This is a genomic window from Fructobacillus sp. EFB-N1, from assembly GCF_001038455.1.
Taxonomy (GTDB): domain Bacteria; phylum Bacillota; class Bacilli; order Lactobacillales; family Lactobacillaceae; genus Fructobacillus; species Fructobacillus cardui.
This window is the reverse complement of sequence record NZ_LDUY01000001.1, coordinates 15,630-42,458: the sequence shown is the minus strand read 5'-3', so window position 1 is coordinate 42,458 and position 26,829 is coordinate 15,630. Positions and strand designations below refer to the sequence as shown.

Genomic DNA, 26,829 nt, shown 5'->3' with positions numbered 1-26,829 from the left:
GCAATTTTAAGCAAAAAGAAAAAGCCCACTAAAGTGGACTTTTTTGAAGAGATAATAAATTATTCTTCGATTTCAGTAACAGTTCCGGCACCAACAGTGTGGCCACCTTCACGAACAGTAAACTTCAATCCCTTTTCAATGGCAACTGGTGCGATCAATTCAACGTCGAACGTTACTTGGTCACCAGGCATAACCATTTCAACACCGGCTGGCAATTCAACAACACCAGTAACATCAGTGGTGTGGAAGTAGAATTGTGGACGGTAGTTAGTGAAGAATGGTGTATGACGACCACCTTCGTCCTTAGTCAAAACATAAACTTCGGCCATGAACTTCTTGTGAGTCTTGATTGAACCAGGAGCAGCCAAAACTTGACCACGTTCGATCTGGTCACGGTCAACACCACGGAGCAAGGCACCAATGTTGTCACCAGCTTGAGCTTCTTCCAAAGTCTTACGGAACATTTCGATTCCAGTAACCGTAGTCTTTTGGATTTCATCCTTCAAACCAACGATTTCAACTTCAGTACCAGTTGTCAAAACACCACGGTCAACACGACCAGAAGCAACAGTACCACGACCAGTAATCGTAAATACGTCTTCGACAGGCATCAAGAATGGCTTGTCATCTTCACGTGCTGGAGTTGGGATGTATGAATCAACAGCGTCCATCAATTCCAAGATGACCTTAGCTTGTTCTTCATCACCTTCCAAAGCCTTCAAAGCTGAACCCTTGATAACAGGAATGTCATCGCCTGGGAAATCATATTCTGAAAGCAATTCACGAACTTCCATTTCAACCAAGTCGATCAATTCTTCATCGTCAACCAAGTCAGTCTTGTTCAAGAAGACAACCAAATGTTCAACACCAACCTGGCGAGCTAACAAGATGTGCTCACGAGTTTGTGGCATAGGACCATCAGTTGCGGCAACAACTAAGATGGCACCATCCATTTGTGCAGCACCAGTGATCATGTTCTTAACGTAATCCGCGTGACCAGGGGCATCAATGTGGGCGTAGTGACGAGTATCAGTCTCATATTCGATGTGAGACGTGTTGATCGTGATACCACGTTCCTTTTCTTCAGGAGCGTTATCGATTTCAGCGAAATCAGTAGCAGTTCCACCATCTTTTTCTGCCAATACCTTTGAGATAGCAGCAGTCAAAGTAGTCTTTCCGTGATCGACGTGTCCGATCGTACCGATGTTAACGTGGGGCTTATTGCGAACGTAAGTTTCCTTAGCCAATGTAGTTTCCTCCAATTTTATCTCTCAGTTTTTGTCCCGAGAAAATCGTATGTTTATATTTTACAACGCCTGGGCCATAAAGGCAACCATTAAACTGCGTTTTTCTGGCACTTAAGCCGACACTTATTATACTAAGTTCTCGAATCTTTGTAAACACCCATTTCCTAAGGGGTTTACTACCCTGCCAGTTCACTCAATGCCTGCAAAACCAAGTCGTGTGCCTGCTTTTGTTTGGCCTCTTCTTCCGGTGCTTGTTCCTGATAAAAGGCTGACAAATCAGCATCCACCCAGGCCGTGGCATCCAAGATACTTTCTTCTAGCCGTGGGAACAATAACATGGCCTCTAAGCGTAGCTGATCAAACAAAGCCTGGTAGGCAATTGGGTCTTCTTGGCCAACCTGGTCATCTAAAGCTGCAACCAGTTTTTGAAAGGACTGATTTGAGAACAGTGGCAAGATGGCCTGCAAATCGATTTGGTAGCGCTGTTGGTCAAGCCACTGATAGGTGACTCCCCCGGTTTCCCCGAGCTCCTGCAAGTCACTCAAAAGCGTGCTGCGCATCAATGGACTTGCAAAGGGATCAACCAGTAAGAATTTCGCCCCCGTCACAAAAGTAGCTACGGGCAAGTGAAAGGCTTGTTGGTAGCGTTCCTGCTGGGCAACCATTGATTCATCGCTCAGATGGTAAAAATGCTGAGCAATCGTCTTGAGCGTCTGTCCTTGTTGGTCTTCGGCCTTCCTTTCGCTGCCCCGAATCTGTGCTAACAAATCTTCTATCAGAGCTTGGTTTGGACTCTGCAAGGTCCATTGTTGGGCGGACACGAAGTTTTGTATTTGCAAAAGCAGGTCAAAATACAGTAAGAACAGATTTTCATGTTGGGCATAATCCGACAAAAAATCAGTGGCGTAATCTTTTGCCAGTTGGTATTGCTGGTCCTCTTTTAAAGCCAGCACCAATTGGCGATTAACAGCCAAACTTTGCTCTTCTTGGTAAACTGTCACAAATAAATCAGCTGCCTGGTGGTAATGTTCCTGGTTAAACTCGGCCTCAGCCTGATCTTTGATTTCAATCAATGTCTTTTCCAAGTGAAACTCCTTTTACTCTAATAAGGCAACTTGCGCCTCTATTCTAACAAAGAAAAAAGGCCCTGACGGGTCTTTTCTCAAAATGATTTATAACTGCAAGTGACTAAAAATGCCGATGACAGGAATCGAACCCGTTGAGCCACTTTCAGTTTTAATTATTGGTTTGCTGCTTGTTGCTTGGCTTGGTTTTGATTCTTTTGACCTTTAGCCTTGTTGCCCTGGCTCTTAGGCTTATTTTGCTTTGCTTGACTATTTTGCTTCTTTTGGTTGTTATTTTGGCCCGGATTCTTTTGACCCTTCTTTTGGTCTTTATTTCCGTTTGCCTTCTTGCCCTTTTGACCGGCCGTTTCCTGACCCTTGGTGTGGTGTGGTCGGCGGTTTTGGTTAACTTCCATTACCACAGGCATTACCATTGGCCGGCGACGAGTCTCATTAAACAAGAAACGAGACAATGATTCGCGAACGCCATTCTTCAACTCGTTCCAGTCAAAGGCCTTGGCATTTTTCAAATAGTCTTCAATTGCATCAATCGTCAGCTTGCCAGCTTCCTTCATCAAGTCACGGTTCGCCTTCACATAGACAAAACCACGAGACGTCATCTTTGGCTTTGACACGACCTTGCGCTTTTTGCGATCAATCGTCACCACCGTCACAAAGACACCATCTTCAGACAAAATTCGGCGGTCGCGAAGGACCACATTGCCGATATCATTCAAAGAATCACCATCAATCATGGTTTCGCCAATCGTAAAGCCACCCTTCTTTTCAAAGGTTTGGCCATCATAAACGTACTGGTCGCCACGTTTAGCCATAATAATCTTTTTAACTGGAATATTAACTTCCTCGGCAGCAGCCTTTGCCGTTACCATCACACGAAATTCACCAGAAACAGGGAAGAAGAATTCCGGCTTCATGAAATTAATCATCATCTGCACGTCTTCAGCTGATCCGTGGCCAGATGACCGTAAATCAGTTGAAATCTGCTTGACATCAGCACCTTGTTGGAAGAGCAAGTTTCGTGTTTGTGCCACATAAGATTCAACAGCAAAGGACGGTGTTGTTGCAATAAAGACCAAATCAGAATCGCCCAAGCTGATATTGGGATTTTCACCCTTCGCCATCTTGTGCAAATTCTTAACGGGTTCCCCCATCTTGCCGGTTTCCAAAACAACAATTTGACCAGCCGGCAACGTCTCTAAGTCTTTCAAATCAGCAAACAGTTCTTCCTTTGGCATTGGCAAGTTCAACTTACCCAAATTCAAAGCGGCATGAACGATTTGTTCCACATCTTGCCCAGAGAAAATCAGGCGTCGGTGGGTCTTTGCCGTCGCATCAATCACCTGCTGAACACGCTGAATATTAGAAGCGACAACAGCCACAATAATCCGCTTGCCCTTGGCGGCTACAAAGCTGTCTTCAACATACTGGTGAATCTTCTTCTCGCTGACCATCGGCTTACCGATGTCTTCGGTTCCAGCCGCATCAGCTAGCAATGCCAAAACTGGCTTGGCACCAATTTCAGCCAAACGAGCGTAATTTGTTTGGTAAGAAGCTTCCGCCGTTTGGTCAAACTTAAAGTGACCAGTATAAACAATCTGACCCTCATCCGTTCCCAAAACAACCCCTAAAGCTTCAGGAATTGTATGTGTGGTATTGAAGAATGACACCTTAACGGCCCCAAAATCAATTTCAGTATTTTCATTAACCAGGTGAAAATCATCAAAAGCCTTTAAGTCGGCTTCGCCTTGGATGGCTAATTTGGCCAAGGCAATGGTCAATTCAGAACCAAAAATTGGCACTTGAAGCTGTTGCAACAAGTATGGCAAAGCACCAATAGAATCTGCATGGCCGTGTGTTAAAAAGATTCCAGCAATTTTTTCTTGGTTATTAACGAGGTACTCAAAATCAGGGATGACAACGTCAATCCCGAGTTGTTCCGTTTCGGGGTACTTGAGTCCGGCATCTAAGATGAAAATTTCATCGTTGACCGAAACGGCATACATGTTTTTGCCGTTTTCACGCACTCCCCCAAAGGGAATTATTCTTAAATCTGTCATGTTCTATCCTTTTGTCGTTACTACTTTTTAAAGCGAATCATCTTGAAAAGGCATATTGGATTATTAGCCCCTTCTTGTCTCGATTTCAATTATATTTAGTTTAACATAAAATCCACTAGCTTGGGCAAAAGGCACTCGATTCAGCTCAAAAATTGGCAAAAAATTAGAAAATGCACATCAAAAAGAAAAAGCCAAAGCCCTGAGTGGCTTGGCCTTCAAATAAAAATCAGACTTAGATTATTCTAAGTCTGATTTTTTAGATGTTAATTAAAATTAACGTTCAACCTTAACAGTTGTTTCGGTTGTTGCTGCTGTACGTTCCTGAACCAAGACAGAACCTTGTTCCAAGGCTTGCTTTGCTTGGTCAGCCAACTTAGCAAAAGTATCGAAGTCAGATACGGCCAAATCAGCCAACATCTTACGGTTCAATTCGATACCAGCCATGTTCAAACCGTGCATCAACTTTGAGTATGACAAACCATTCATCCGGGCTGCTGCGTTGATCCGAGCAATCCACAACTTACGGAAGTCGCGCTTGCGGTTCTTACGATCGCGGTAAGCGTACAAGTATGACTTGTAAACTTGTTGCTTAGCAACCTTATAATTGATGCGACGTTGGCCACGGTAACCCTTAGCCAACTTGATAAACTTTTTGCGACGTGCGCGTGAAACTGTACCACCCTTAACTCGCATGGGTAATTCCTCCTAAATAGTATTAATTAAACGACCCTTTAAATTAGAGGGTAGACAACAACTTAGCGTACTTCTTGATGGTTGTCTTGTTCATCATCCGAGTACCACGTAATTGACGACGTTGCTTCTTTGTCTTACCGTGGAAACGGTGTGATGTGTAAGCTGAGGCTGACTTAAAGCCACCCTTAGCTGTCTTCTTGAAACGCTTTGCTGAAGCGCGGTGAGTCTTCATCTTGGGCATGAGTCCATATTCTCCTATCGTTTTTCAAGTATCTAGCGACCGGTCAAAATGAATCGTGCTTAACCCTTCTTAGGAGCTAAGACCAAAAACATTTGGCGACCGTCCATCTTAGCACGTTGTTCAACCTTGGCAATATCGTCCAATTCGTTGGCCATTCGTTCTAAGACTTCGCGTCCAATATCTTGGTGAGTGATCATCCGGCCACGGAAACGCAAGTTCAACTTTACCTTGTTTCCCTTTTCAAGGAACTTGATGGCAGCCTTCTTCCGCGTTTCGAAATCACCAGAATCAATGACTGGTGACATCCGGACTTCCTTCACCTGGACAACCTTTTGGTTTTTGCGTTGTTCCTTTTGACGCTTTTGTGCCTCGAACTTGGCCTTTCCCCAATCCATGATTTTGGCAACAGGTGGTACAGCGTTGGCCTGTACAAGCACCAAATCTTGTCCCAAGTCATCGGCGATGTTTTGCGCATCACGCGTTGACATTTCTTCTTGCTTACCGTCATGAATTAATAGAACCCGACTTGCTCGGATATTATCGTTGACTAAATCAACTTGTCGTGGTTGACGTGCTATGGCTAGGTACCTCCAAAAATTTTGTTGTGAACAACGAAGAAAAAATGGGCAAACCGAAGTTCACCCACTTTACCTGACTGTACAAAAAGTACAACGTGTATCTGCCTAGCAACAGCAATCGTCACGAGGCGAGAAGCGGGTGCTCCTACTTGTTCAACACCCAATACTATACGCACTTTTCGTCTTGAAGTCAAGACTTTTCTGATTTTTATTTAAAGATCAATTGCGTTGGCTATCCTCTACTGCCAAATTAGCCAATAACCGACCACCAAAGTGATAAACAACTAAAATAGCAAATTGAGCACCAGCAAATAGCAGGACAAAGGCGACCATGTGTGCCGAGACAGCATCCTGCGTATTAGCCAACACAAACTTAAAGTTTGTGAAGACATCCCAAGAGTTTAACCGCAAGAACCGGCCCAAATAAATACCAATTGACGAAACCAGCGAGACAATGGCCAAAAGCACCAGGACAGTTATCCCGCCTCTTTTAATAAAGAACTTTTGAATCAGTAACTCCAATGAAAGAATACCTAGATAAACACCAATAAAAATGCCTGCCGACAGAACAGAATAATTAAAGTACTGATAACGAACGTCCAAAGAGTCACTAATATATTGCAGATGGATAAAATCCGTAATCATGTACATGGTATTTGGGAAAAACAGCAACCAGAGGAGGGAAAAAAATGCTTGTAGCAGCTTCGATTTAAAAATCAGCACCAACAAGGCAAAGTCCAATGGCAACAAAGCCAAAAAGACGTTCCACATTAAAAAGTCAAAATGGGTCGGTGTCACTAAGACGAACAAAATAAAGACCAAAACGACCAGGTGGACAACTAGCATATTCATTACATTTCGTTTCGTCATCGCGTTTTTGTACCCCATTACATTCGTTTAGCTCCCCCTTTTAACTCAAAGAGAAGAGATAATTTAATATCATCTATTTTAACAGAACTAAGCCCGTTCGTTAAGCCTTTTTAGCCGTTTATTTCAAAGATTTTACAAGGAAAAAGATTCCACCGGTTGACATTCCCTCATAAATTCGATAAACTTAACAGGTTGATAAATTGAACCGAAAGGAGGTGCCAGCATGGCTACCCCATCAAACAAGAATTCTAAGTCTCACAAGCGTAACCGCCGCGGACACATCGGTTTGAATGTGCCAAACATTGTTTTGGACAAGACTACTGGTGAATACCGCGTTGCTCATCGCGTCTCTCCATCAGGGATGTACAACGGTAAGCAAGTGACCGAAAATAAGTAAGTTTTAAAAAACCTCACTCTGTGTAGTGAGGTTTTTTTGTGACCAAATCAGCACCCAATCACCCGCTTGCATCACTTTTTCAATGCTGATTTCCGTTATAATAGAATTGATACCCCTTTGAAGGAGGAAAGACAATGCCCCTTGATGGCCTCTTTGTCCATTCGTTGGCCAAAGAATTAAATGAACAACTCGCTGGTGGTCGTATTACGAAAATTCACCAACCCTACCCGAACGAAATCGTGATGGTCGTTCGCAATAATAGTCAGAACTATCCGGTCCTGCTTTCGGCTAACCCAGCCTATGCCAGAGCCCAAGTGACTCGAATTCCCTACCAGAATCCCGCCACGCCGCCTAATTTTGCGATGTTCTTGCGTCGTAACCTGGAAGGCGCTCGTTTAAGCTCGGTTTCACAAGTTGAAAATGACCGAATCCTTCACTTTTCGATTAGTACCCACGATGAACTAGGTGATGATCAAACACTGATTTTAACGCTTGAGATGATGGGACGGCATTCAAACCTCTTCTTAGTCCGAGAAAAAGATCAGCGCATCTTAGAACTCATCAAACACGTCCCTGCCGATCAAAACCGTGTTCGGTCATTGATCCCCGGTGCAGTCTATACGTTGCCCCCTGCTCAAAATATGACCAATCCATTTGGCCACGATTTGACGGCTTTGGCTAAAATTTTATTGGACATGGATAAGGCTGATTGGCCAAAAGCCATTCAGCAGACCTACCAGGGATTTGCCAGCCTTTCAGCCAAGAATTTGGCAAAGCATTTGGAAACTGGGGCAGATGCCATGCAGACAGCTAAGGACTGGTTGGCTCATTTCGACTCGCCACAGCCGACCCTTTATCAAATAGACAAAAAGTTTACCTTTGCCGCTTTTAATTGGGATTCTGAACAAGCAGGCCAGCCTTATGACACACTCGGTGATTTATTGGATGCCTACTTCCAGGGCCAGGCCGAAGCTGACCGTGTTAATCAACAGGCTGGAACCTTGGTTCGTCTTGTTAAAAATGAATTGAAGAAAAATCAAACCAAAGAAAAAAAGCTCCAACAAACCCTCACGGACTCGCAAAATGCCGAGACCTATAAGGTCAAGGGCGACCTACTCATTACCTATCCACACCTTGTTCATAAGGGCATGCATTCGGTTGAAATCGAAAATTACTATGACAATAACCAGTTGTTGACTATCGACCTCGACCCACGCTTTGACGGTTTACAAAATGCCAATCGCTACTTCCGTAAGTACCGTAAACTCCGGTCAGCCAAGGACTACGTCTTAGAACAGCTGAAAACCACCGATACGGAAATTGACTACTTTAATCAAATCGCTAACCAATTGGCAGTGGCTTCGCCCAAGGACGTTGCTGACATCAAGGTCGAATTGATTGAACAGGGCTACCTCCGCGAAAAAGTCAAAATCAAGACCAAGGGGAAGCAAACAAAAAAGCCAAAACATGTTCTGTCTGCTCCCGACCAATTTACGGCTAGTGATGGCACGTTGATTGAAATTGGCAAAAACAATCTCCAAAACGACAAATTATCCCTAAAAAAAGCTAACCGCCAGAACATCTGGATGCACGTCCAAAAATTACCTGGTTCCCACGTCATTGTCCATTCCGACAATCCCTCACAGGAAACCATCGAAGAAGCGGCCAAATTAGCTGCCTACTTCTCGAAAGCCCGCGATTCGGCCAATGTGCCCGTTGATTACTTACCAGCAGGAAAACTGCGGAAGCCAAATGGTGCCAAGCCTGGTTACGTTATTTTTGAAGGACAATCGACCACTTACGTCACACCCGACCCACTTTTAGTACAAAAGTTGAAACATTCGTGATAGAATAGACTTATTCTGAATCATGTGAGGAGTAAGTAATATGCATTTCGTCAAAGAATTTAAGGATTTCATCAATCGTGGCAACATGATTGACCTAGCAATTGGGGTTATCATTGGTGGTGCTTTCTCTGGTTTAGTTAAATCATTGACAACAAACCTGATTAACCCCTTGGTTGGCTTTTTCACCGGTGGCGGTAACGACTTAGACAGTTTGAAGTGGGTCCCTTACAAGCACCTGACATTCAGATATGGTGCCTTCTTGAATGATGTCATCAATTTCTTGATTACAGCTTTTGTTGTCTTTCTTCTGATTAAAATCATTAGTACGTACATTATTAAGCCAAAGCAAAAAGCCGCACCGGCTCCGAGTGATGAATTGCTCGTGCTACAAGACATCAAAAAGATTTTGGCTGACCAACAGAAAACAACCAGCACTCAAACTACAACAACAGCAGATGCAACTGACTCACAATCCCAGTCTGCCAGTGATAAATAAAGTCATATAAAAAGCCTGTCTTTTAAAGACAGGCTTTTTATATGGCCAATTAACGAATCGCCTTTAAGGCATCATCAATTTGATCCAGGATAATTGCTTGATTATTTGGATCTTCCAAATCGTACTTTTGCAAATCCACTTTAATCTTTGGTGATTGGTCATATGAATCGAACCATCCCTGGTAGGCTTCCCACATCTTGCGGTAATAAGCCTTTAACTCATCATTGCCATCAAACTGTTCATAATCCCGACCACGCTTCTTAATGCGGGCCAAAATCGTATCAAAATCAGCATCGGCATAGACCATCAAATCAGGCGCCTTTTTTGGCAAGGCGTGCAATTCGTCCATCATCCGCGTCAACAAGTTATGATAGACATCCATTTCCATATCGGAAATATTACCATCCTTATGGTTTTCCTCTGTAAAGAGTTCATCTTCATAAATTGACCGATCCAAAACATTGTTATCGTCAGCCAAGGCCTTTTTAATCATCTCAAAACGACGGTTCAAGAAGAAAATTTGGAGCAAGAAGCCATATTGCTTTGGATCCTTGTAGTACAGTGGCAAAACCGGATTATCCCCCACCGGTTCAAAAAAGGCCTGCGTTTCAAAATGGTCTGCAATCAACCCAGTCAACGTTGTTTTCCCAACACCAATCATTCCTGCTGTAATAATCACCATACATGCTCCTCTGTTTTGTGGCCAAGGCCTTCCTTTTTCACTGGAAAGAATCCCTCAGCTTGCGCTCTTGTGACAAACGGTTGCTTACACCGCATTTAACCAGTTCGTTATGCTGAAACTAGCAGGGCCAGAGCTTTTGAAATCAGCTCCTCTGTCTTTCCCTTTTCACCGGCCAAGGCCTTCTTCACCTTTTTAATATCCTTTGGCGCATAACCCAAGGCTTCCAAAGCCGCCATGGCATCGGCCAGGTTCTGGCTATCGCCGGCAACCAAGCGATTAGAATCAGACAAGTCTAAACCTAAGCTAAGCTCTTGTCCTTGAGCTAAGTTCGCAAAGTCCGCCATCTTCCCCTTCAAATCCAGAATAATCTGCTGAGCTGTCTTCTTTCCCACTCCTGGAAACTGAGTCAAATAACCAACTTCATCCTGATCAATGGCCGCCACCAAGGAAGCTGGGTCTGCACCAGCCAGGATAGCCAAGGCTGATTTGGGCCCAATGCCTGAAACATTTAATAACTTGTTGAACAGTCCCTTTTCAGTCATCGAAGCAAAACCATAAAGGGTTAACTCCGTTTCGCGAACAATTTGTTCCACGAAAACTTGGGCTTCCTGGTCAACGGTGTAGTGATAGGGATTGGCCGGAAAAATCTTGTAGCCAATCCCATCCTTACTTTCTAAGACGATATAGCCTGGCCAGACCTGGGTAATCACACCCCGCAAGTATTCATACATAATAACTCCTGGATATCTATTTTACCGTAAAGCAGATTACGGAACTAAGTTAATTTTTTGCTTTTTCGTATCGAAATAGCCAACTTCGTCATTGCTAGCATCCGCCCAAGATTCAAACTTCATGAACTTGGCATTCGTGATGATGCGCTTCGTAGTATCAGGAAAGAGACAGGTAATAATCGTAATTTTTGCCTTATCGTCATCACGGTCATCCGGATTCAAAACGGATCCATCGTTTTCATCAACACCAACCTGACCGGTAATCTGATAAGTAAAGACCCCATCACCATTAGCCAGATAGATTGATTGACCATTTAACCAGCTTGAGCTCCCCGCTTGACCATTTTCGTAATACGGTGCATTCTGATTAAGCTTCTGTTGCAGAGCGGAAAAAGCCGTATAACCATTATCCCAATTATGAGCAGCCAGCGTATAGTTTCCCTGTCCCATTGTTGGTACAGGCGTACCTTTTTGCGCCGTATTAGCCCCAACATTCAAGGCAACGACTGAATAGGCATTATCGTAAATCGGTAGTAAGATTGACAATTTTGGAATAGCCACAAAGCCTTGCTTTGTTAATCCTTTAGCACTTTGATCTTGAGCACTAATTTTGCTGGCAATCTGTTGTCGATCATTTTGGCTATAAATCTTTGTTTGACCAAACAATTGCTTTGGAACCGTTTTTACTGGACTTAATGCAGGCTGTGATTCAGCCCAGCTGTAACTCAAAAAAGCGATAATACCAATAATTATTAACCAAAGCAGGCGTCGAACCCACTTCCTCATACGGTCAGTCATTTGGCTTTCTCCTCCTGACAGTTTTTCATTGTCTCATGATGCTAATTTTTTCTGTAGGATAAATCAGCATTAAAATGTTTGACTTAATGCTACTATTATAGCATAAAAACAGATTGGTCTAGTCGCCCCCGTTTGACCTAACAAACATGGTTTTTAGCACTAAAAAAGCAATCATTCGATTGCTTTTAAATGTTTATCAATACATGGTAACAGGTTTTACACCAATAGCTCAGCTAGACTCGATAACTGATTTTTTCTCTGCTTACAGGAGGTCAGCCAAAATCGTCTTCAAGACCCCGTCATTGTTGGAATCAGCAACTGCTTCCTCAAACCCATAGGTAAAAAGTTCAGGATCGGCATTCGGCATCACGAAGGGATGACCAACCAATTGCAGCATCTCCAAATCATTCAGGCCGTCACCAAAGGCAGCCATCTCCTCTGGCAGGATACCTAGCTGATCACCTAAATCCTTTAAGGCGACACCCTTGTTAACAGCTGGGTTGACCAAGTCAACGGCACCATAACCCGAAGTTGTGACGTGGATTGGTAGTTGACGGTTATTGACCGCTTCCATGAAGGGACGCTCAAAGTCTGGTAGATCGACCGTCATCTTCAAAATCGGTTCGTTAATCTCGCTTAAACTGTCAACAATTCTCAAATCCTTGAAATATTGTTGCGCCTTGCGATCACCATACCCCAATGCGGCCATCTCTTTCAGCATAAATGCTTGAGTGACCCCAGTGAAAACTAGGCCCATTGAGACTCTGTCGCGATTAGCTAACACAGTTTCCACAATCGGCTGAAAAGCGGCCGTCTCAATTGGGTAAGTCTTCATGATTTCACCCTGTTCAACGACTTCAGCACCGTTGTTAGCAATCAACGTAAAGTCTTGGTTGGCCCCGGCAAAGTATTTGGCCACCTTATCTAGATGATTACCAGTCGCAACCACAAAGGTTACATTCTGTTTCTTGGCTAAATCGACCATTACCTGGTAAGCCTGGCGGTCAAAACTTTTGTCCGCTCGTAAAAAGGTGGCGTCTAAATCAGTTGCAATTAGTTTAATCGTCATCATTTTCCTATCTGTAGCTACGTTCAAAAACTGGGATATGTCGCCCCTTTTCTACCATAGGCAATGACTGCCGCCGGTCACCTGCTATCGTTTCACTAACAACAGGCAATAATTATTTTTTGCCACGCTTCTTCTTTAACTTCTTCATCTTCCGGGCTGCTTGCTTCATAGCAAAATTTTGAACCTTTTGGCCAAAGTTGCCACTTGGCATACCACCGCCCATGCCACCCATCATTTGAGACATGTCCATCCCGGTTTGTCCCATCATGGATTCCATACCGGAGAAGTTTCCGTTTGAGGCTTGGTTCATCATCTTGCGCATCTGATCGAATTGCTTAATCATCTTGTTAACTTCCACAATTGGTCGCCCAGCACCGGCTGCCAAACGACGGCGGCGAGATGGGTTCAACAAATCGGGATCCTCTCGTTCAGCCTTCGTCATCGATGAGATAATCGCTTCCATATGGGCAAACTGCTTGTCATCAATTTGCAGGTTCGCTAAAGCGGGATTACCGGCCATTCCAGGAATCATCTTCAACAAATCTTCCATTGGTCCCATGTTTTGGACCTGGTGCAGTTGGTCGATAAAGTCGTTGAAATCAAAAGTGTTCAGGCGCATCTTTTCAAGCTGCTCTGCCTGCTTCTTTTCGTCAACTTCTTGCTGAGCCTTTTCGATAAAGGTCAGCATATCGCCCATGCCCAAGATTCTTGAAGCCATTCGATCTGGATAGAAAACGTCCAAATCAGTCGGCTTTTCACCTTGACCAACGAACTTGATTGGCTTCCCCGTGACGTCACGGATTGATAAGGCGGCTCCACCACGGGTGTCACCATCTAACTTAGTCAAAACGACACCAGTCAAGTTCAACTCGTTGGCAAAGCCTTGCGCTGTTTCCGTAGCGTTCTGTCCGGTCATCGCATCGACCGTCAAGAGAACTTCATCCGGCTGAGCAATCGTTTCGATGTCCTTCAATTCAGCCATCAATTCGGCATCGATTTGCAAACGACCCGCCGTATCGATCAAGACATAATCGTTCTTATTTTCCTTGGCCTGAGCCAAACCAGCCTTCACGATTTCACGTGGGTCAACGTCTGTCCCCTGTGAAAAGACCGGAACATCCAAATCTCTTCCCAAGATTTCCAACTGATCAATGGCGGCTGGACGATAAACATCGGCCGCAATCAAAAGTGGACGAGCATTATTTTCGCGCTTTAACTTATAAGCTAATTTGGCAATGGTGGTTGTCTTACCAGCCCCTTGCAAACCGGCCATCATAATGATTGTCGGAATCTTTTCTGATTTGTTGAGCGGAACTGCTTCGTCTCCCATCAAGGCCGTTAATTCATCATTAACAATCTTGATGACCTGTTGGGCTCCGTTCAAACCTTCCAGAATTTCTTGACCCTTCGCCTTTTGGCGAATTTGGTCGATGAACTTCTTCACTGTTGAGTAAGAAACATCCGCCTCCAGTAAGGCTAAGCGGATTTCACGAAGAGAGGCCTGCAGGTCTTCTTCTCTAATCTTGCCCTGACCAGTTAGGTTTTTCAACGTCTTGGAGAGACGCTGCGTCAAGTTTTCAAAAGCCATGATTGCTTGGCCAGGCCACTTTGGGCACCGGCTTCCCCCTTAATTAATTTCTTGGTTGACCAGTTGGTCTAAAATTTGCTTTAGGTGTTGATCGTTTTGGTAGTGCTCGGCAACATAGTCCAACAAATCCTGTTCCTGCACTTGACGGTGGACTGAATCTTTGTAGAGGCCCAAAACAGCCTCGTAATGTTCCAAAGAGTCAACGCCACGCTTCAAGTTATCCGAAACGGCTTGCCGGCTAACAACTTCGGCCTCGGCAATTTCAATGATGGAATAATCATCCTCAAAGTAAGCCCGCAAATAGTTTTGTTGCTTAACCGTCAGCAACGGTCCGTAAAACGGTAATAGTGCGTTCACCTGATTTTTTTTGTCTAAATCCATCGCTTAGACCAAGTCCTTAAACATGCCATAAACAAAGTCTTCAGCCGAAAAGACGCGTAAATCAGTGGCCTTTTCACCAAAGCCAATCCATTTGACTGGCAAATGAAGGCTGTCACGGATGGCAAAGACTATGCCACCCTTGGCAGTCCCGTCCATCTTGGTTAGGACGATGCCAGTCACATCAGAAGAGTCCTGGAACAACTTCGCTTGCTGCAAAGCATTTTGCCCAGTCGTCGCATCCAAAACCAGCAGAACTTCTTGTGGTGCATCTGGCAAGACCTTCTTCACCACCCGATTAATCTTTGATAGCTCCTGCATCAGGTTAACGTTGTTTTGTAAACGACCGGCCGTATCAACGAACAAGACGTCATAGTGTTCTTCTTTGGCACGTTCAACCGCCGTATAAACAACAGATGCTGGGTCAGCCTTTTCGGGACCAGCCACAACTGGCACATTAGCCCGGTTACCCCATTCCTGGAGTTGCTTCACAGCACCGGCACGAAAGGTATCCGCTGCCGCCAGAAGAACCTTTTTGCCCTCCTTCTTATGGGTTGAAGCTAATTTTCCAACGGTCGTTGTCTTACCGACACCGTTCACCCCAACAAAGAGAATCACAGTTGGTTGACCGGCTGGCGCAAAATGCATCGTTTGGTCTTCGTTTTGACCTTGAGCCTCATACTGTGACACCATTTGTTCAATAATTAAAGAACGGATTTGGTCCTTATCTTTGATGTTTTGAACCTTAACAGCCTCACGAACTTGGTTAGAAATTTGGATGGCCAAATCGAAGCCTAAATCAGCCCCAATTAAGGTATCCTCTAATTCTTCAAAGAAGTTTTCATCAACCGAACGGAAGTTAGCCAAAAAGCGGTTAAACCGTTCAGCAAAGCCGTTCCGTGACTGCTTCAAGCCACGGTCATAGACGTCCTGGTTGGATTGCTTATCTTGGTGTTGGTCTTCGTTCTGGTCTTGCTTTTGACCCTGGTTCTGATTGTGGTCAGTAGCAACAGATTGGTCGCCGTCATGCTCGTCCTTGCTATTTTCTGCAACCACTTCAGCTGGTTCGTGCTTGGCTTCGTCATGATCAGCGGTTGCCGATACACGGGTGTCAGCTGCATCTTTCGCAACAGGCTGGTTTTGTTGGTCCGTTGCTGCCACGTTTGCACTCTTCTCAGCCGGCTGATTTTGGTCAGCATCAGTTACCTGTTTCTCTGATTCACTTAGTGCTGACTCAGGCGTTGTCTGCTGTTCAACTTCGGCTGACTGATTTTCCTGATCAACCTTTTTTTTCTTAAAAATATCAAAAAGTCCCATAGTCTACTCTCCTATGTGATTAAGCGAGTTGTTGGTTCGCCTCTTCCAGGTTAACCGCAACCATCTTTGACACCCCTGCTTCTTGCATTGTAACACCATACAGAATTTTAGCGGCAACCATCGTTCCTTTTCGGTGCGTGATGGTGATGAATTGGGTATCGCCGGCAAAGTTTTTCAAATAGGCCGCAAAGCGGTCGACATTCGCCTCATCCAAGGCTGCTTCGGCTTCATCCAAAACGGCAAATGGTACCGGGCGAACCTGCAAAATCGCGAACAGCAACGAAATGGCGGTCAAAGCCTTTTCGCCACCGGATAACAACGACATTTGCTGGAATTTCTTGCCAGGCGGCTGCGCCTTAATGTCAATTCCAGTCGTTAACAAGTGCTCCGGGTCGGTCAGCTCGATTTGAGCCTGGCCACCCGCAAACATCTTTGTAAAGACATCTGAGAAATTAGCCGCAATGGCAACAAAGGTTTCCTTAAAGCGAATCTGAACCTCTTGGTCCATCTCATCGATGGTATCCTGCAAGGTCTGCTTGGCCGCTTTCAGGTCTTCTGCTTGGTTCGTCAAGAAGTCGTGGCGGTCTTTAATTTCATCGTACTCCTGGATCGCCGCGATGTTCACGGGCCCCAACGCATCGATGGCCTTCTTTGTTTCGGCCAAAGTTTGGTCAATTTCTTGGTCAGACAAATCAGAAGCAACTACATCGTCCTCTGATTCTACAGTCAAGCCATAAGTCTGCCGCAACGTTGCAATTTGCTTGGCCAAGCGTTCTTGGCTACTTTGCAAACGATGGTTAGCGGCTGATTGATCAACAACCTCGTTATTCAACTCTTCTTGGGCCAAGGCGAGTTTTTCTTCCTCTTCCTTAATCGTCGTTGATAACTTAGTCCACTGCTCAGCTAACAAATCAGCCTTTTCCTGAGCCTCTGTTAAGGCGGTCGACAAATCCGTCACAGTCTGGCTCAGTTCTTCAGCGCTCTTCGCCTGGTCGAGGCTTTCTTGCATCTGCCCCGCCTGCTCCTGCAATGACAACAAATGCTCTTGCACCTTTGTCAAGGCTTCGGTCAAACGATTCTGATTTTCTTCCTGAGCAGCACGCTGGGCCGAAACCTTGGCAAGTTCTGCTTGGAATTCGGCTTTTTGGTCCTGATAAGCCTGTTGGTCCTTAGTTAACTGATCCAACTCGGCGGTCAAATAAGCAGTTTGTCCCTCGATTTGCCCCTTCTTATCCTCGTTTTCAGTCAATGCCGCTTGGGCCGCCGTCTGTTCCTGCTCAGCGTCCTCTCTGGCAACCTGCAAATCTACTAGGTCCAAGGATAGCGTTTGAACACTGGTTTGATGGCGGTCGACGGTATCTTTTAAGCCGGCTAATTCATAATCAATCTGCTGGCCCTGGGCAACAAAATCGCGACTTTTTTGCATCAAGTCCGCCAATTTTTCCTGCCAGGTGTTGACCTGATTTTGGCTTTGATTGCGCTTTTCAGCTAGGTCGTCAACCAGTGCCTGTTGCTTAACCAGCGCTGCTTCTTTTTCCTTCAAATCAGCCTGCCGTGACAGAACAGATGGACCCTGACGGAAGTTGGCACCACCAGTAATCGAACCACCGGCATTGACCAACTGACCGTCTAATGAAACGACCCGCAAACGATTTTGACAAGCCCGAGCGACTCGAGTTGCTGCATCCAAATTCTCAACAACCAGCGTTGTTCCCAATAGCGAAGACAGAATATTTTCCATCCCAGCTGGAACGGAAACTAAGTCGGCAGCTAAACCAATATAGCCATTTTCACGGCTAGCGGCAGCAACATCGCGTGCCTGACGAGGCCGAATCGTATCAATTGGCAAAAGGGTTACCCGACCCTTTTTGTTCTTAGTCAGGTAAGCAACAATTGACTTAGCTGTTTGAGTTGAGTCCACTACAATTTGCTGTAAGGCCCCACCCAAAACGGTTTCAATTGCCTTAGTATAGGATTTTGGCACCGTTAACAATTCGGCAACGACGCCCTTAATACCTGGAAAGTTTCGTCGCACAGCCGGTACCATCAGGTTCTTAACGCCCTGATAAAAGCCAGCATAATCATCTAGAGAAGCTTCCGCCTGATAACGTGACCGCTGCTGGTCTAGGGCATAGGCCGCCTCTTGCCAACTTCTTTGTTGGTCCTGAGACGTCACCTTGGCATCTGCTAAGGCATCCTCTGCTTGCGCCACCTGGGCCTCGAAAGGATTTTCGCCAGTCGTTTGGTCCGGATGTTCTTTTTGATAGGCTGCCAAAGCGCTTTCTGCAGCATCCAAGTCGGCCTGCGCCTTCGTCATCGCCGTCTTTTTCAAGGCTAATTGCGCTTCAGTTTGGGCTAGGGCCTTTTCTTGATAAGTCAGCTTATTATGTAAGGAAGCAATTTCCTGCATCGTGGCCACATAGGCATTGCGATTTTCGGCCAATTCGTTTTGAACCGCGTCGACCTTCGTCGCCCCGTGGTCCTGGTCGATTTGCTTGATTGTTTGTTTTAATGACCGTTCTTGGTCGACTAAAGCCGTCAATTGACCCTGCACCTGTGTTAAATCAGCCTGGGTTTCTTCGACTTGATTCTGGTCGTCTTTTTGTTGTTCAGCTAAATGAGCTAAATCACGGACCAAAGTGGCCTGCTCCTGGGAAGCTAGCTTCTGATTGCCAATCAGCCGTTCTTTTTCCTGGGCCTTGGCAACAATCTCTGCCTGTAAGGTGTCACGGTCGTGTTGGATTGCCTCTAATTGACCACGAGTTTGACCAAGGTTGTCCTGAATTGAACTTACCTGGGCTTGCTGCTTTTCAACAGCCTCCTTGGTTTTGCCGGCCTCCTGGCTTTGATCAGCAACTTGTCCCTGCAACGACAAAATCGACCGGGTCAATCGTACCTGGTCTAATTTTTCAAAGCCTTCGCGTTTAGCTAAATAGTCCTTGGCCTTTAAAGCCTGGTCAGCCAAGGGAGTCAATCGGCCTTCCACTTCGGCAATAATATCGTCGACACGGTCCAAGTTATCTTCCGTGGCGGCCAAGTCCTTTTCGGCCCTGTCCTTGTTTTGCTTGTACTTGTAGACACCGGCAACTTCTTCAATGATGCCCCGTCGTTCTTCTGGCTTCGCCGAAAAAATCTTTTCGACCTGCCCCTGGGAAATGATTGAAAAACCATCCCGACCAAGACCAGTATCCATAAAGAGTTCATGGATATCCTTGAGCCGGCACTCCGTTCCGTTTAGTTGGTACGAAGATTCCCCCGTCCGATACAGACGTCTCGTAATCCGAATTTCGGTAAAATCAGAAGCAATATAATGGTCAGCATTGTCAAAGGTAATCGAAACTTCCGCCCGGTTTAAGGGCTTCCGGTTTTTTGTGCCACCAAAAATAACGTCGGCCATTTTATTGCCTCGCAAATCTTTAGCCGACTGTTCCCCCATCACCCAGCGGATGGCTTCAATAATATTTGATTTTCCAGAACCATTTGGACCAACAATCCCAGTCATTCCCCGCTGGAAGTCAATCACGGTTTTATTGGCAAAAGACTTAAAGCCAATAATTTCCAGTGTCTTTAATTTCATGGGCGTTTTGTGTACTCTTGTGTGTTATTTGGCAGTTAAATCTTGATAGGCCTTTTGTGCGGCCACCTTTTCCGCATCTTTGATGGACTGACCTGACCCATGGGCCAAAGTCTTGCCATCAACCGCAACGAAGACTTCAAAGATCTGACTGTTGTCTTCGTTACGAATTTCATTCTCAATTTGATAAGTAATATCAACAGATCCCTGAGCCTGCAACTTTTCTTGCAAGCGGGACTTGAAGTCAATAAATTGGTCAAAGAAGTTTTCATCGATGGCCGCAAAGACCGTTTGGTTCAACAATGAAACCACGGCAGCCTGGCCCTGATCTAAGAACAAGGCCCCGATAAAAGCTTCCCAGATATCCTCCAAAAGTGAAGGACGAGACCGGGCACCGTTCATTTCCTCACCCTTCCCCAAACGAATGGCTTCGTTCAGGTGGATGACTTGGGCGAAGTGAGCAAAGGACTTTGTTTGAACCATGGTGATTCGCATTTCAGTCAATTGGCCTTCATCCCAATCAGGATAGCGCTTAAAGAGGTATTCCGTCACCGTTGCCTGCATGATAGCATCACCCAAAAACTCGAGCCGTTGGTAATCCCGGCCCTGTTCCTTAGGGTGCTCATTCAAGTAATTGCGTTGGGTCAAAGCCTCTTGCAAAAGGTTTAAGTTATTAAAACTAATTTGAAACTTTTCTCTTAAAAAGTTACTAAAGTCAGATGGTGACAAGGTGTTTTCCTTTCAAAATTCAGTTGTTTTTATTATAACAGATTTTTAGGTCAGCTTTTGTTGCAAAACAGGGAAAAAAACCAAGGATCAGCACTTTGGCTTTCCTTGGTTTTTAACTTTTATTTTTCAGCTTCAACAACTTGAACAATTGAATCAACATAGGTGCTAACCAACCCTTCGGTTTTGGCTTCCGCCATTACTCGAACAATTGATTCCGTCCCGGAAGGACGAACCAGGACTCGACCATCACCGGCCATTTGCTTTTCAACCTGGTCAATCTTAGCCAACAGGGCTGGATTTTGCATCATTGCCTGCTTATCCGGCACCTTCACGTTCACTAATTTTTGTGGATATAACGTGACATCGGCTGCCAATTCTGACAGTGACTGCCCAGTTTCCTTCATCACAAAGAGCAGTTGCAAGGCCGTCAACAAGCCATCCCCAGTCTTGGCCCAGTCACGGAAAATAATATGACCGGACTGCTCACCACCAAGGTTGTCATCATCTTCAACCATCTTTTCCATGACGTAGCGGTCACCGACCTGAGTCTGGACAGATTTGATTCCTTGAGCTTCCAACGCTTTATAGAAACCAATGTTAGACATCACAGTTGAGACCACAGTTTGGTGTTTCAAACGACCTTGGTTGTTCATAAAGCGGGCAATGATATACATAATCTTATCACCATCCACAATATCACCGTTTTCATCAACAGCGATTAAACGGTCACCGTCCCCATCAAAGGCCAAACCAGCTGAGAACTCCCCTTCTTTGACCATATCAATCAAAGCCTCTGGATGAGTCGAACCAACCTGGTCGTTGATATTCAAGCCGTCTGGTTCTGTCCCCATTGTTTTAAAATCAACTCCCAAATCTGCAAAAAGACGTGGCAGAAGGTCAAAAGTCGCCCCATTGGCTCCATCTAAGGCTAACTTAAAGCCAGATAAGTCACCAGGGATAGTCTTCTGTAAGAAGGCCAAGTATTTCTGAGCACCCTCTTGGTAATGAGAAACAACACCCAACCCCTTAGCGCTTGGTCGCGGTAAGTCTTCATAGCCATCGCCGTCTAAGAGTGCTTCAATTTCGCTCTCAAGCTCATCTGAAAGCTTAAAACCGTCTTGACCAAAGAACTTAATACCGTTATCGGCGGCTGGATTATGGGATGCCGTAATTTGAATGCCGGCATCCGCTTCCAAAGCTTCAACCAAGTAAGCAACGGCTGGCGTAGTAATGACGCCCAAATTCAACACGTCAACGCCCACAGAAAGTAAGCCGGCAATCAAAGCCTCTTGCAACATTTCAGAAGAAATTCGAGTATCTTGACCAACGATTACAACTGGGCGTCGATCAGGATTATCGTTGTGGCGAGTCAAAATTGCCCCACCAGCACGACCGAGTTTCAATGCTAATTCAGGCTTTAAGCCTTCATTAGCAATGCCTCGGACCCCATCTGTTCCAAAGTATTTTAACTGCGATTCTGTCATTTTTTATTTATCTCCACTTATGGTTGGCCAATAATTTTAGCGCAAACAAATCAGACCTTATGACTTTGGACTAATCGTCACCTGAACGCTTTGATCCGACAGGCTATCAACGCCACTCGGTTTCGTCAGGCTCACGGTCTTGGTTACTTTGCTAGTAATATTGGACAGGTCCAGACTAACAGGCAAAGAATCAATGCTACTTAGTGTATCACTTGAGCCAGCAATTGTCACGGAACTCGGGCTGAAACTAATGTTAAAATTGTCCGTTGAACCGGCACTCGCCTGGCCTACTAAGCTCACTTTCTTAGTAGTTGACGACGACGCGCTCGTACTTGATTGTGAACTGCTACTACTGGAACTGGAGCTTGAGCTTGAACTCGATCCAGAACTAGAAATCGTCATCGACACTTGGGCCGTTTGCTGCGATAAGGTTACCTGAACAGCATCGCCATTCTTATCGTAAGCCGTTAATTTAGTCGATTGTGTCACGTTAGATTTAGTGCTTTTGTTTAAGGACACATCGGCGCCAACATGATCAACAGCATCCACGTTTTCCTTTGGTCCAGTGATTGTCACTGTTTTTGGATCAACAGTTGTGTTGGTCACCTGGTAGCCAGAAGCAATCTTTGAATCGTCATACTGAACTTGAACATCCTTCTTAGCGGAATCCTTTTCTGCCAAAGTGACTGTTACAGTCTGAGGACTGGCAGTCGCTGTCAACGATGAGCTAACACCAGTCAAAGCAACGTTAACAGTATGTTGTCCAACCCCTAAGCCACGCAAATCAGCCATAGCTTGAATTTCATTATGACTTTGAGCCGCCGTTACTAAGGCTGATGAACCCTGAAGGGTCACACCAACAGAACTTGGCGCCCCAACAATGACATAATCTGAAGAATTGAATTGTACCGTCAAAGGTGACGTAATCGTTGCCTTTTTTTCGGGCAACAGCGATGTATATTGATTATTATTCGATCCTGAGTAGCTCGGCTTTGTTGACAAAACATAAGCGGTAATTAAGAGTGCCAACAAAAATGAAAAAGCCACGTTCACGATTTTTGATGAAGTCCACTTATTCATGATTTCTTCCCCCGGAACAATTGTCCCAGCAAGGATTTCTTGCTCTTCTTACCAACTGGCTCAATCCACTGCTTTCCAAAGAAGTTTAAGTAGGAGTCGCGATCCATATTCCGCAGCAAGTCTCCCCGCTGGGTAATGGAAATTTCACCAGTTTCTTCTGAAACAACCACCGTGACGGCATCTGTTGCTTCTGAAATTCCAACGGCTGCTCGGTGCCTAGTTCCCAATTCCTTTGGAATTCTCGTTGATTCCGATAGTGGCAGGTAGGCAGCAGCAACCGCTACCCGATCATTATTAATAATCACCGCCCCATCATGCAAAGGCGTATTGGGAATAAAGATATTAATCAATAATTGCCCTGTCACCTTGGCATCGAGGGTAATCCCTGTCTTAATATACTCTTCTAGAGTATCTTTGCCATTAATCGTAATCAAAGCACCAATTCGGCGCTTTGACATATACTCCAAAGCCATATCCAAGCCCTTAATCAATTCGCGCGCCTGTTCATTATCAATGTGATGGCGACGAACCGTTAAGCGCCGACCCAAATTTTCAAGGCCACGTCTGATTTCTTGTTGGAAAATAACAACCAAAGCGATTGGTGCCCAGGTGATTAACTGATCCATTAACCAAGAAACGACCACCAGGCCGGTATACCAAGCGACGACCTTGATTAAGATAATGGCACCAACTCCAAAAAGGATTTGTAATGCACGGGTTCCTTCAACAAAGGTAATTACCTTATACAACAAGAACCAGATAATCAATACATCTAATAGGTGAACCAGGTTACTACTGGTCATGTATGCCCAAATTCCCATTTTTACTCCTCATTGCGGCCAACCAAAACTCTGGTTTCCGCATAGTTTATTACTTGTCTTAAATTGATACTCGTTTGCCGTGAAATCCGTTTTTGCTCATAGAGTTGCTGGGTGAAATCTCGTTCCGCATTTAGTGCCTTTAATTCAAGCTCTAATCGCATGCGATCGTCTTCTTCTTGTTGATCAAATGTAGAGACCGCCTTGGTCTTTTCAATTTGAAAACGGTAGATCACAATTAAATTATACGCTTCTTGCCGTAAAACGCGCTGCATCACGGTATCACCAACTTGTTTCTCCACATATGCTGAGATAGCCGCAATCGCAGCCTTTAGTAGTTCACGAGTGGCATGGTCGGCCTCTTCTTGCACCCGATCATTTTCTTCTTCAGCCAGCCAAATTCGCACCTTAACGGCCAAACGACGCAACAACCACTTTAATCGCTTATTAGCAAAAAAATCACGAGTTGTTCCCAAATCAGCCTCAATTTGATCAAGACGCCGATCTTGCAAAGAATAGGTAATGGGCGTAATTTCTTCATCAACTAACAATTGTTGGAGGCGATTACGTTCCGCCTTCAAAGCGACTTCCTGTAACTCCAAGTCCTTCTCGGCGGCAAAATCATGTTGGTCCTCATCCTCATGAAGCTTCCGTCGTAATTGGCGGACTTTTTTTTGCCGCCGAGTGATTAGTTCATGGACAATTCGCCGATTTTGATTATTTTGCACATCCCGTAAGGCCTGAATGCCAACTCGCATAATCCAGAGGCGTGCCTGATCTTCTGATAAATCAGCCCGGTGTTCCTCCGGCAAATCGTCATCAACCTCCGTTGCGCCTTCCGGTTGAGTGAAATCGTGCTTCGTTGTCTGCTTGGTCACAACTGGTAGCATGACAGAAGCCACTACCAAAGAAAAGATGACCACTACCGCCGCAATAAAAATCATTAAATCACGGCCAATAAACAGCTCGCCTTTGTAGGTGACCACAGGAATAGTCAAAACTGCGGCCATCGTAACAGCACCTCGAACCCCTGTCAAACCCGATACAATGGCTGATTTAAAAGAAACCACCTTCGCCTTATGCCGCAACCTCTGGCCGATTTGAATGGCCAAAGCCCACAAAACGCGTAAAGAAAAGATAATAAACCAGACTAGTAAGCCATAAGCCAGTGCCTGTAAGTTGGAAATATTGGTATCTTCTAAGATGTTGTGCAAGGCATTTGGCAAGGTGACGCCAAGTAAGACAAAGATTAGGCCATTTAAGACGTAAACTAAGACCTCCCAAGCATGGACCGAAACAATCGTTGCTTCGGCCGATAAAAGGCCAACGTGACGGTCATTTAAGATTTTAGCAGTGATTCCGCCCGTCACAACGGCAATCAAACCAGAAGCGTGCATGGGATACTCAGCTACCCAATAAATAATAAATGGTAGCAAAATTGTAATCACTGTATAGAAAACAACATCAGCTAAGCCAAAGCGTGAGACGGAATCCCGCAGCCAAATAATCAGCGCCCCAATGATAACGCCGGTCACAATCCCGGCCATGGTCATCCAAGCAAAGTTTAACAAAGCATCCGTTAATAAGAAAGTCCCGGCTACTACTGCTTTGATAGCCGTATTAAACGAAACCAAACCGGTCGCATCGTTGACCAAGCTCTCTCCTGTCACCACATGTAAAAGGTTTTCAGGGAGTTTAACCCGTTTTGCAATAGCTTGAACCGCGATTGGATCCGTTGGAGATAACACAGCTGCCAAGGCGAGCGAAGCAGCAATCGGTAATTCTGGAATCAAAAAGTGAATTAGCCAGCCCCCAAAAATGGTCGTCACCAAGACAAGCCAAATGGCATTCATTAAAATTGGTACCCGCAATTTCCACAATTCCCTTTTCGGAAAGCGCCAGGCATCATTAAACAGAATCGGAGCCACAAAAAGCATCATAAACCAGTGGGAATCGACTTCGATATAGGTGCCACCAACCGTGGCCAATAAAAAGCCAATCACAATTTGAAACAGTGAAATCGGGACGGCTGGAACAAAGTGAGAGATGATGCTTGAGATGGCGACACCAATCACTAAGACAATCATTAACTCAATAATATCCATAGGCTACCGATCTCCTAAAATACGAACTTCAGGTTCTAGGCGAACATGGTACTTCTCAAAAACTTTTTCTTGAACAAGGTGAATTAAGTCTTCGTAGTCATTGCCCGTTCCTTGATCCATGTTGACCATAAAACCGGCATGCTTCTTCGATATTTCAACCCCACCGACACGTGTACCTTGCAATCCGGCATCCATAATCAACTTACCAGCGAAATAGCCAGTTGGTCGCTTAAAGACGGAACCATTCGATGGCCATGACAAGGGTTGCTTGTTGGCACGGGCAAGGTTAACCTGATCCATTTTTTCTTGAATAGCCTGTTGGTCACCAGGTGCCAGATCAAAGGTTGCCTGGACGATAACCCCGCCGTTTTCCTGAAAAACAGAATGACGGTAGCCAAACTCTAATTCATCCTTTGTAAAAGTCTTTAAGCTTAAATCAGGCATCACCGCTAATACAGAGGAAACGACCATATCGGCTTGTCCACCATAAGCACCGGCGTTCATGAAGACCGCCCCACCAACGGAACCGGGAATCCCAGCCGACCATTCCAATCCAGTTAAGGACTTATCACGGGCTAAGGCAGCCAACCAAATAATGTCACAGCCAGCCTGGACTAACAGTTGATTATTTTCTTGCTGAACGGCCTTGAGTTCGGTCGTCAAAATCACCAAACCTCGTAGACCACCAGAACGAACCACCAAGTTAGACAGCCGACCAAAAACATGAACCGGCAGGCTTTCGTGCTTGGCCCAATCCAGCAAGGCGGTCAACTCAGCTATTGAAGTCGGAATCGCCAAATAATCCGCTACGCCACCGGCTTGGGTGTAGGCGTAGGGTGCAATTTCTTGCTCTTTTTGTATTAAACCTTGGGCAATTTGCATAGTATTCTCCATTAGTATCCTATCTTCTCTATCATACCAAACTTTAATCTTTTCATAGAAAAAAAGACGGCGCAAGAGCACCG

The 26,829-nt window shown here is 45.1% G+C and carries 24 protein-coding genes and 1 other annotated feature; of the genes, 3 read left to right on the top strand and 21 right to left on the bottom strand.

Annotated features, from left to right (window positions below; genetic code table 11):
• Positions 1-59: 59 nt before the first annotated feature.
• From tuf to FEFB_RS00165, 7 genes are all read right to left on the bottom strand, one after another.
• Positions 60-1,247: an elongation factor Tu gene (tuf, locus tag FEFB_RS00195; RefSeq protein ID WP_047974241.1), complete on the bottom strand. Its 1,188-nt coding sequence runs from the start codon at positions 1,245-1,247 to the stop codon at positions 60-62.
• A gap of 176 nt (positions 1,248-1,423) precedes the next feature.
• Entirely contained in the window at positions 1,424-2,332 is a 909-nt protein-coding gene (locus FEFB_RS00190) for a hypothetical protein (RefSeq protein ID WP_047974240.1), read from the bottom strand.
• Positions 2,333-2,487: 155 nt separating this feature from the next.
• Positions 2,488-4,389 (bottom strand): ribonuclease J, encoded by a 1,902-nt coding sequence (locus FEFB_RS00185; RefSeq protein WP_082131863.1) that lies wholly within the window; start codon positions 4,387-4,389, stop codon positions 2,488-2,490.
• A gap of 273 nt (positions 4,390-4,662) precedes the next feature.
• Complete coding sequence (gene rplT / locus FEFB_RS00180; protein WP_047974239.1) at positions 4,663-5,082, bottom strand: 50S ribosomal protein L20; 420 nt, start codon at positions 5,080-5,082, stop codon at positions 4,663-4,665.
• 43 nt (positions 5,083-5,125) lie between these two features.
• Positions 5,126-5,323: a 50S ribosomal protein L35 gene (gene rpmI, locus FEFB_RS00175; protein ID WP_047974238.1), complete on the bottom strand. Its 198-nt coding sequence runs from the start codon at positions 5,321-5,323 to the stop codon at positions 5,126-5,128.
• Positions 5,324-5,382: 59 nt separating this feature from the next.
• Positions 5,383-5,835, bottom strand: coding sequence for a translation initiation factor IF-3 (infC, locus tag FEFB_RS00170; RefSeq protein WP_369795887.1), 453 nt, complete (start codon positions 5,833-5,835; stop codon positions 5,383-5,385).
• Positions 5,836-5,931: 96 nt separating this feature from the next.
• Positions 5,932-6,058 (bottom strand) — a sequence feature (ribosomal protein L20 leader region).
• Between the two features lie 62 nt (positions 6,059-6,120).
• Positions 6,121-6,789: a DUF1361 domain-containing protein gene (locus tag FEFB_RS00165; protein ID WP_235271941.1), complete on the bottom strand. Its 669-nt coding sequence runs from the start codon at positions 6,787-6,789 to the stop codon at positions 6,121-6,123.
• 205 nt (positions 6,790-6,994) lie between these two features.
• On the opposite strand from FEFB_RS00165, the gene rpmF reads away from it, so the two are divergent.
• The 3 genes from rpmF (at position 6,995) to mscL (ending at position 9,511) form a co-directional block, all read left to right on the top strand.
• Entirely contained in the window at positions 6,995-7,168 is a 174-nt protein-coding gene (gene rpmF / locus FEFB_RS00160) for a 50S ribosomal protein L32 (protein ID WP_047974236.1), read from the top strand.
• A 134-nt stretch (positions 7,169-7,302) separates the two neighbouring features.
• The gene (locus tag FEFB_RS00155; RefSeq protein ID WP_047974235.1) at positions 7,303-9,015 is read left to right on the top strand and encodes an NFACT family protein; all 1,713 of its coding nucleotides are present in this window, start codon (positions 7,303-7,305) and stop codon (positions 9,013-9,015) included.
• A gap of 40 nt (positions 9,016-9,055) precedes the next feature.
• Entirely contained in the window at positions 9,056-9,511 is a 456-nt protein-coding gene (gene mscL / locus FEFB_RS00150; RefSeq protein ID WP_047974234.1) for a large conductance mechanosensitive channel protein MscL, read from the top strand.
• A gap of 49 nt (positions 9,512-9,560) precedes the next feature.
• Here the strand turns inward: mscL and FEFB_RS00145 are convergent, their stop codons facing one another.
• The 14 genes from FEFB_RS00145 to murB form a co-directional block, all read right to left on the bottom strand.
• Complete coding sequence (locus FEFB_RS00145; RefSeq protein ID WP_047974233.1) at positions 9,561-10,193, bottom strand: deoxynucleoside kinase; 633 nt, start codon at positions 10,191-10,193, stop codon at positions 9,561-9,563.
• Between the two features lie 107 nt (positions 10,194-10,300).
• Positions 10,301-10,924 (bottom strand): Holliday junction branch migration protein RuvA, encoded by a 624-nt coding sequence (gene ruvA, locus FEFB_RS00140; protein ID WP_047974232.1) that lies wholly within the window; start codon positions 10,922-10,924, stop codon positions 10,301-10,303.
• A gap of 36 nt (positions 10,925-10,960) precedes the next feature.
• Entirely contained in the window at positions 10,961-11,722 is a 762-nt protein-coding gene (locus FEFB_RS00135) for a class A sortase (RefSeq protein ID WP_053068883.1), read from the bottom strand.
• 262 nt (positions 11,723-11,984) lie between these two features.
• A complete protein-coding gene (locus FEFB_RS00130; protein ID WP_235271940.1) occupies positions 11,985-12,794 on the bottom strand; it encodes an HAD-IIB family hydrolase in 810 nt (269 codons plus the stop codon).
• Positions 12,795-12,903: 109 nt separating this feature from the next.
• A complete protein-coding gene (gene ffh, locus FEFB_RS00125) occupies positions 12,904-14,379 on the bottom strand; it encodes a signal recognition particle protein (protein WP_047974230.1) in 1,476 nt (491 codons plus the stop codon).
• Between the two features lie 39 nt (positions 14,380-14,418).
• Positions 14,419-14,760: a YlxM family DNA-binding protein gene (gene ylxM, locus FEFB_RS00120; RefSeq protein ID WP_047974229.1), complete on the bottom strand. Its 342-nt coding sequence runs from the start codon at positions 14,758-14,760 to the stop codon at positions 14,419-14,421.
• Between the two features lie 3 nt (positions 14,761-14,763).
• Entirely contained in the window at positions 14,764-16,074 is a 1,311-nt protein-coding gene (gene ftsY / locus FEFB_RS00115) for a signal recognition particle-docking protein FtsY (RefSeq protein ID WP_047974228.1), read from the bottom strand.
• A gap of 19 nt (positions 16,075-16,093) precedes the next feature.
• Positions 16,094-19,651, bottom strand: coding sequence for a chromosome segregation protein SMC (gene smc / locus FEFB_RS00110; RefSeq protein WP_047974227.1), 3,558 nt, complete (start codon positions 19,649-19,651; stop codon positions 16,094-16,096).
• A gap of 24 nt (positions 19,652-19,675) precedes the next feature.
• Positions 19,676-20,377 (bottom strand): ribonuclease III, encoded by a 702-nt coding sequence (gene rnc / locus FEFB_RS00105; protein WP_047974226.1) that lies wholly within the window; start codon positions 20,375-20,377, stop codon positions 19,676-19,678.
• A gap of 119 nt (positions 20,378-20,496) precedes the next feature.
• Complete coding sequence (glmM, locus tag FEFB_RS00100; RefSeq protein WP_047974225.1) at positions 20,497-21,861, bottom strand: phosphoglucosamine mutase; 1,365 nt, start codon at positions 21,859-21,861, stop codon at positions 20,497-20,499.
• Between the two features lie 57 nt (positions 21,862-21,918).
• A complete protein-coding gene (locus FEFB_RS00095; protein ID WP_047974224.1) occupies positions 21,919-22,941 on the bottom strand; it encodes a YbbR-like domain-containing protein in 1,023 nt (340 codons plus the stop codon).
• On the bottom strand, positions 22,938-23,762 hold the full coding sequence (gene cdaA, locus FEFB_RS00090) for a diadenylate cyclase CdaA (RefSeq protein WP_047974223.1): 825 nt from the start codon (positions 23,760-23,762) through the stop codon (positions 22,938-22,940). Before cdaA ends, FEFB_RS00095 begins: the two co-directional genes overlap by 4 nt.
• A 2-nt stretch (positions 23,763-23,764) precedes the next feature.
• Positions 23,765-25,864 (bottom strand): sodium:proton antiporter, encoded by a 2,100-nt coding sequence (locus FEFB_RS00085; RefSeq protein WP_047974222.1) that lies wholly within the window; start codon positions 25,862-25,864, stop codon positions 23,765-23,767.
• Between the two features lie 3 nt (positions 25,865-25,867).
• A complete protein-coding gene (murB, locus tag FEFB_RS00080) occupies positions 25,868-26,746 on the bottom strand; it encodes a UDP-N-acetylmuramate dehydrogenase (RefSeq protein ID WP_047974221.1) in 879 nt (292 codons plus the stop codon).
• Between the last annotated feature and the right edge of the window lie 83 nt (positions 26,747-26,829).